Below are 2,277 nucleotides of genomic sequence, written 5' to 3'. Positions count from 1 at the left end.
TAGCCTCCCCCAACCGCCCCAGATCCCGCAGCACGGTCGCCAGGTTATTGCGGCTGCTCAACGTGTCGGGGTGTTCCTCACCCAACACCCGGCGACAGACCTCCAACTCGGCTCGGTGCTCGGCCTTAGCCTCCCCCAACCGCCCCAGATCCCGCAGCACGGTCGCCAGGTTATTGCGGCTGCTCAACGTGTCGGGGTGTTCCTCACCCAACACCCGGCGACGCGCCTCCAGCACAGCCCGATACTCGGCCTCAGCCTCCCCCAACCGCCCCAGATCCCGCAGCACGGCCGCCAGGTTATTGCGGCTGGTCAACGTGTCGGGGTGTTCCTCACCCAACACCCGGCGACGCGCCTCCAGCACAGCCCGATGCTCGGCCTCAGCCTCCCCCAACCGCCCCAGATCCCGCAGCACGGTCGCCAGGTTATTGCGGCTGGTCAACGTGTCGGGGTGTTCCTCACCGAGCTTTTGTCGGCGGAGGTTCAGGGCGGTGCGGTAGCCCGATTCGGCAAGATGGTAGCGGCCCTGATGGTTGGTGGTGGAGGCGATCTGGTCGGCGTCGTCGGGGTCGTGAACGTGCGCGAGAGCGGCGCGGATGACCGGTTCGGCGATCTGCGCGAGGGGGCCCTCTTCCTGCTGCTGGCGGTCGACGAGGTAGTCAAAGACGGCCACCCCGTCACCGGCGACATCCGGAATCGGGGACAGCAGGGCGGTGGTGGCGCGCCGGGGCCGGGTCGCCCACTCCCAGGCCTCTTCCATGGGTTCGGGCCGGAGCCGATGGCCTCCCTTGGCCTCCAGGTAGGCGGTGTGCAGCTCTTCCAGCAGCAGGCGGGGGGCAGGGCCGGTGTATCCGGCGCGACGGCAGTCGATGGCGGCGGCCACCAAAGCGGCTCCCCGGGGGTTGGTCCCCACGTCCCAGGCGTTGTCGTAGTCGCGCTGCAATTCAGGACCCGAGGCGAGGTATTCGGCGATGCCGAACTCATCGGCCTGCCGCACAGCCGAGGCGATGCGCTCATCCCAGGTCCAGGCCTGGGCGCGCTCCAGCTCGCTTTCGGTGAAGCGGCGCTCCAGCCGGATCACCCGCGCCTGCTCCAAGGCCTCCTGGATCTCGCGCCCGGCTGACCGGGTGGCCTCGTCGCCTTCGGCGGGCTGGGTGGTCAGACGGGTCTGTTCGGCGCTGCGCAGGGTGGCCACGATGACCCGGTGGCCTTTACCCGAAGTGATGCGGGCGATGTGCTCGCGGGTCAGACCTCCGGTGCCCAGGTAGTGTTCCAGGTCCGACAGCCACAGCACGGCCCGGCTCGCGCGTACGGTGTGCTCGACGGCCGCCGCGAGGGCGGTGCGGTCGTGTGGGGCGATCAGCACGTGATCGGACAAGGTGGCGCGCACGGCCTCATAAGCGGTGCGGGACTTGCCCGCGGTAGAGTCCCCGACCAGTAACACAAACCCCCCGGCCGCCAGTCGCTTGCGCACCTGGTCGTCGACATCGCGGGGCACGTACGCCGGAGGCTTGGTCTCCGGGGCGCCGGGCAGCACGATCGCCGGATGCACTCCCAGCCGGACCGGGTCATCCAACCTTGCCACCGTGGGCAGTCGCCCGCTGGGCAGCACCAGGCAACCGTCCTGCAGCTTGTAAGTGATCTCCTCCCGGCGTGCGGTGAGGCGTTTGTATCGCTCCTGCAAAAGAGCCAGGACCGCCGCTACGACCGCCGCCACGACCGCGGCCAAGCCGACCGCCCATGGGGCGGTTACCTTGAACGCCATGACCACAGCCATCGCGGCCCCCAGCGCGGCCAAGACGACAACGGCGATCAATAAACGGCGTTCCTGCCACCGGTTGCCGCTCATGCTCCCCTTCCCTTCCGCCCGTGACCGGAGAGTCGCACACCGCACAGACGACGAACAGCCGAACGATCCCGTTGACACCCAACCGTCATCCCGAACGGCCGCGCGCCTGGGCTGTTGCGATGGGCTGGGGCTGAGGCACGAAGTCCCAGACCTCCGATCGCCCCCAACCGTGTGCAGACCTCGGCCGCCATCAGGCGATCGTCGGCCGCTACCACCCCAGACCTGAAAACAGAGGGGTCGGCGGACCTGTCGATCCGACGGCAGGGCGGTGGCGCGGCCCCGGTGCGGCGGCCGATGGTCTGGTACGGCGCGCGGGCGGTGCGGTGGGCGGTCCGTGGTCCCGCCGCCGGCCGAGACCGGCGCCCACGCCGCACGCTCGGGCGGCGTTCGGGCGGCGGGCCGTGCGGCGGCGCGCCGCGCCGCCGCGCTTG

General features: G+C 70.3%; 1 protein-coding gene. It reads right to left on the bottom strand.

The genetic code is table 11. The annotated features are described in order from the left end of the window. The coding region (locus ABZ194_RS29740; RefSeq protein WP_355600337.1) for a tetratricopeptide repeat protein at nucleotides 1-1,846 on the bottom strand (1,846 nt) is incomplete at its 3' end. Nucleotides 1,847-2,277: the final 431 nt, after the last annotated feature.

The organism is Streptosporangium sp. NPDC006007, assembly GCF_040614315.1.
In the GTDB taxonomy this organism is placed as follows: domain Bacteria; phylum Actinomycetota; class Actinomycetes; order Streptosporangiales; family Streptosporangiaceae; genus Streptosporangium.
The sequence above is the reverse complement of the archived record's forward strand: the minus strand, read 5'-3'. Positions and strand labels throughout refer to the sequence as shown.